The sequence below is a fragment of the Prevotella sp. C0026C3 genome (assembly GCF_056590795.1).
In genome coordinates, this window is record NZ_JBWPWW010000037.1 from 1 (window position 1) to 5,288 (window position 5,288).

Here is a 5,288-nt window from a genome sequence, read left to right on the forward strand (position 1 = left end):
AGCGAAATAAAATGACCCACCCGACCAGGACATTTAGTGGGTCAATAAGAAATCGTTTTACTGGGTCTAAAATACTTGCCAGCGTGGGGCAAATTAGTGTGGATTTTCCAATTGCATCGCCGGCATCTTTTTCACCCCTCCAACAGTGTTTCAGCCATTTCTTCTGGGCTGACATAGGGCATGCCGAAGGCGAGTTCGTCGCCGGTAAAAGTATCAAGAATGTCGCGAGCTTCCTTCTCCGACACCTTTGGCTCGCCGTTTTTACCCGGCGTAGCAAGCATAGCCGCCAACACAGCAGCGCGATAATCATCGATTTGTTCTTGTTCCATTGCTGAATATCTTACGTATTAATATTGCGAATTTACACATTTAATTCGGATAAGCCATGAGCTGCTATTGGTTTTTGGAAATTCCCCTCACACCTTTAGGGATTACCTATAGCGTGTTTAGGAGAATTCTCCCAACGTTCTATCAAGTTTAGGCTATATTTGCAACAAGTAAAACATAAAACAACAAAGTTATGAAAAGAATGATGATGATAATTGCCATGATGGCGACGATAGTCGCATCGGCAAGTGCTATGAGCTATTCCGAAGCCCGCCGACAGGCTCTTTTCTTGACAGACAAAATGGCATATGAGTTAGATTTATCAGACGACCAGTATGAAGCAGCCTACGAAATAAACCTCGATTATCTGCTTTCTTCCGGCTCCAATCTGTATGGTTCATATTGGCGTCGTCGCAATGCCGACCTGCAATACGTGCTCTCGCGGACACAGTATTCTATCTATTCGGCTGCCGATTATTTCTTGCGCCCACTGTATTTCGCCAACAACATATTGAATTTTCGCATCTATCAACGATATCCTGACTACCATAAGTTTTACCGCGGACGGCCTTATGGCTACACCACTTACAGGGGCGGACACAACCGCATCAGCCGTTACTATGTTGACTATGGATGGTCACACAAGGATATGAAACGTATAGAAAAGATTCACAGATACCAAAATAGGTGCTATCGAGAAAGGGAAAAACGTGAAATGCGACGCTATCGAAAGTTCGAGCACCGTGATAGAAGACATGGACACCATGGACATTTTGCACCAAGAGGTCATAAAGAGCATCATGGCTGGAGATAATATCAATTAAAACAATATCATCAAAGCAAGGCCGCCCACCCATATTATCAATGGACTAGGGCGGTCAAACTCTCTAATAAATGGTAATTTATAACAGATTCACAACAGAATCATCATTTAATAAATACGCTATACTACTTTAAGATCTTCTACCATTATTGGTTAACCACCCGGACTTCCTTACCCACAGTTAACTTATTCTGTTGCGTAGGATCAGCTAAATGTACTTCCGGCTGATTACTACCGAGAGTTTTAACCATCACAACACAAGGAACATCTGCCTCAATAAGTTTTGTTCCACATTTAACAGAGCCTGACTTCCAAAAGATGACCTGCAACATATCTATTTTTTTGTTGTACACAGCTTGTAGCGTAGCCTCATTACTTATAATACGAACATTATTGGTATCATAAACTGCCAATGAAGCAGGGGAAGCTATACCGGGTAGAATATAATAAGCATACTTTACTCCATTTGGATTCAGTCCATGTCTTAGTGAAAGGTTAAAAACAGGTAGGCTAACAGTCTCTCCAGACTGATTAAAATTAATCTTTGACCATTTTCCTTGCTGTAAGCCATTTTTAAGAAGCACGTGCTGAGCTTCAGGGATATAGTATCCCACCCGATTGTGCCAAACCCATCCAGCAAACTGTTCATCCAACTTACTCTGCGGAATCATCTTGCCCATTTTACCTTGCATAGTGGCATAAACATCACCTACTAGGTGACACTGATTGACCGCGGTATTGATTTCTTTACCTGATTGACTAACAATTCCAGCTCCAAGACATACGATTTCATTATCGAACATAAACCATCCCTTGTTCGCCTTCAATTGATAATCGTTCATACCATAAGCCATCACACCATAGAGTCCGTCGGACACACCACCAACAAACTCTGCAGTTCCGGGTACTCCCCATTCGTTATGATTACGTACTTCTCCAGCAGGAGTCGTAGTGCCGGGAATCTTATCCCATTCCCAAACCGGAAATATATCAAGATACTCGTCACCATTAACGCGAATGCTCGTGGCACCATCGCTGAAATAAGTTCCAAAAAGATTCTCACCATTACCACTCTCCGACCGGCAGGTTCGCTTAGAGACGGCTCTAACAGAGAAATCATAGCGTGGTCGATTGTGTAACATGTAATCTGACAGGTAAAACATTTGATTGATAGGGGCACGACCAATTGTACCATTGGATTGAGCAAAGCGTTGTGCCGCATCCTCATAGTATTGGGTATGCGCAGGATCAAGTGCCTTCATCTTCTTGAAAAGGAAAGCATAGTCGCCTAAATCAAGCATTTTGGCACGACTAACACTTCTTCCGCAGACACTGAAATCCATGTACCGTGAGCGGAATACATTCAGATAAGTGTTGCGTACAAAATCAGAAAACAACTTGATTTGACTATCTGACAGAGCGAAACGAGTCCCGGTAAAAAGCCCTGCCGTCTTTGCAATACTTTCTACAAAAACAGAACCATATCCACCTATATATAATTGAGTATTGTGTTGCTGATAAGACATATCCGGACGAATACCTTCCCCTGAAGTAATACACACTGGCTCAAAGAATTCTTTCACGTTGGTCGATACAATACTGTCGTTTTTCAATACACAGCCACGAATAAGATGGTGAATGGCAATATCCATCTTATTGGCTCCAGTCCACTTCCGAGGATCACTCTGCTCCATCATTGCCATAAGTCCATGAGCCACAGAAGGAGCCAGTTTTGACTCACCAGCTTCCATCAAAGCCAAAATATCAGCCATCACCTTAGGAGCAGAAATTTGATTGTACCACCAGTTATAAGAGGTGGGCTTATAGTCGTTCCAAGCCCGAATGGCTTTATCGATAGCTCGAAACAGTACCTGATTGCCGTAAAGTGATGATTCAGGACAAGTATAGGCATTTGCCATACGCTTGACTCTATTGAGGTGGTCTGCCGGTTCCCAGTTGGTACGAAAAAAACACTTATAGTCTATCTGAGGCCAAATACCATCGGCTGTCATTAGTTTCATCAGGCTCGTGGCATTCTTGTCGATTGTCTCTATAGGAGCAGAATCATAGATATTCTGTCGCACTCGTTGCAATATCAAATCATAATCGTCTTTGGGGACGAAAAGCTGAGGAGTCTTTCGCTCGCCCTTCGCAGGATCGAAAAAATTCACATAAGGATGCTTACTCAACGTTACACTCCCCGTGATAGTAAGTGTTACAGGTTTCGGGAGGTTGGTAAAAATCTCTGTAACTTGACTGATTTTTTCCATTTTCCTCTCTTCCGGATGATAAGCAATGCGTATCACCCCTTTGTCACCGGGCGCATACGGCTTCTCGCTCCATTTAGCAGACGTACATCCGCAGCCTGTAATTACCTGTTTGATAACTAAGGGTTTGCTCCCCGTATTAGTAAATCGGAAGTCATGGTATACTTCACCATCAGCTTCGATAATCGTCCCAAAGTCGTGGGTAATCTCAGTGAAGGTAATCTCTTGAGCCGAAATGGTGGTACAAACCAACAATGAGCAAAGGGAAAAAAGAAAGAATCGTTTCGTCATGTCAGAAGAGTTATAGGTACATTTTAGATATAAAGTAAAATTCCCGCTTTGGCTACACTGGTTTAAACAAGGTATAACCAAAACGGGTTCAATGATAAGATACTATACTAATTTATATTCTCAATAAAAGTTACATCTTTGATAAAGAATTTAGTATCACCGATAGACTTCGGGGTAAAATACACAAGCACCTTCTTTAAATCTTCGGCAGTTGTTGGACGCTCTGCTGTATCTTTTATCTTTGCCAAATCGAAAGTGAATGTTTTCTCAACCCAATCGGTCGTAACACCAATATATTTGGTTGTATTAGTTGTTTCACTTTCATAAAAATACAAATTCGCATTTACACAAGGCATTACTGCTAGCTGAAGATCGCCCGCAACACTGGCCTTCACCTTAAACTTCAAGGTATATTTTCCTGCTTTGGCCGCATTCTCCTGAGTACAATAATAGAGTGTACCATTATACCATGAGCCATCTGTACGAACCAACGACATGGCTGATTCTGTACCGTCGAAAGCAATCACCGCATTATCTTTAAAATTCGCCTGTGCAATAACCGTATTCCACCCTTCTACACAATTCTGCTTCCCTGTTTGAGCAGTTAGAGTTGTAGAGGCAGAGAATGTTCCTTGTGCAGCTGAAATCAATTCTATGGGTATTACAGGATCTTTCTCTAACTTACCAGTTTGATCGACATCAGTATTCCATCCACTTGTAGTTACATCAGTAGAGACTGCTACAACCTGCTTCTCGGCATCAACAGACAGGGTAAACTTAGTACTACCACCTTGCGTCAGAGTCTTGTCTTCTGTTGGTTTATAGGTATAAGTAGTTGTTCCCACTGTGATTTTAAACATTTCAGCCCCCGAAGTAAATGTCTGTGCAGGAACAACAGCCCAATATTCTTGTGTTGATTCAGAAATTTTCCACATTCCGATAGGAAGAGCCTCACCGCTTGTTGCAAACTTATCGGTAGCATGCGTCCATGTCGTTGTAGGCTGCGCCTTAACAATAACACCGGTAGCAGCTGTAAAAGCATCACCCGACAAAACCACCTTCACCAAAGCAAGTCCATGATTAAAGGTAAACTTTACAGCTGTACCCGTAACAGTAGATTTTGAATACAAGAAATCATTTGCCACGAAATCTGTTTGAGAAGTTTGATTAGCAACAGTAAATGCCACAGTGCCATCAGCATTAGATTCTGCATAAGGATAGTAAGCATAGAAATTACCAGCAGCCGTTGCATCGGTCCATGTAATCTCACTTCCGGGAGTTGCTGCAGTGAGAGTTCCGCCACCTGTGGCATTTACGTTATACTTAACGTTAGTAGCAACCGCACCACCAGTAGCATAGATACCAAGAAAATCACCATCCTTAAATTGGGTGGAACCGTCTGATGTACTAACTACAGTACGTGTAATCGGACTGCTGTTTACAAAGCTCACCATTACGACCTGTCGTAAGGTTTTCATCGCTATTACTACAAGCAGAGAATACTGTGCAAGTTCCAAAACGAAGTGCAATAAAAGAGTAGGCCTCGCCGAGAGATGCAGACGTTCTCGAAGCGTAGCGAG

General features: G+C 42.5%; 4 protein-coding genes. 1 reads left to right on the forward strand and 3 read right to left on the reverse strand.

Features of this window, described 5'->3' with window-relative positions:
- Positions 1-131: 131 nt before the first annotated feature.
- Entirely contained in the window at positions 132-329 is a 198-nt protein-coding gene (locus AC1EK4_RS11800; RefSeq protein ID WP_480358397.1) for a hypothetical protein, read from the reverse strand.
- A 200-nt stretch (positions 330-529) separates the two neighbouring features.
- Here AC1EK4_RS11800 and AC1EK4_RS11805 point away from each other — a divergent pair, with 200 nt between their 5' ends.
- Positions 530-1,141 (forward strand): hypothetical protein, encoded by a 612-nt coding sequence (locus AC1EK4_RS11805; RefSeq protein ID WP_480358398.1) that lies wholly within the window; start codon positions 530-532, stop codon positions 1,139-1,141.
- A 155-nt stretch (positions 1,142-1,296) separates the two neighbouring features.
- On the opposite strand, the gene AC1EK4_RS11810 is transcribed toward AC1EK4_RS11805, so the two are convergent.
- Together AC1EK4_RS11810 and AC1EK4_RS11815 are read right to left on the reverse strand one after the other, a co-directional pair.
- Positions 1,297-3,708 (reverse strand): polysaccharide lyase family 8 super-sandwich domain-containing protein, encoded by a 2,412-nt coding sequence (locus tag AC1EK4_RS11810; protein ID WP_480358400.1) that lies wholly within the window; start codon positions 3,706-3,708, stop codon positions 1,297-1,299.
- A 107-nt stretch (positions 3,709-3,815) separates the two neighbouring features.
- A partial coding sequence (locus tag AC1EK4_RS11815; RefSeq protein ID WP_480358402.1) for a fimbrillin family protein occupies positions 3,816-5,288 on the reverse strand: 1,473 nt, incomplete at its 5' end.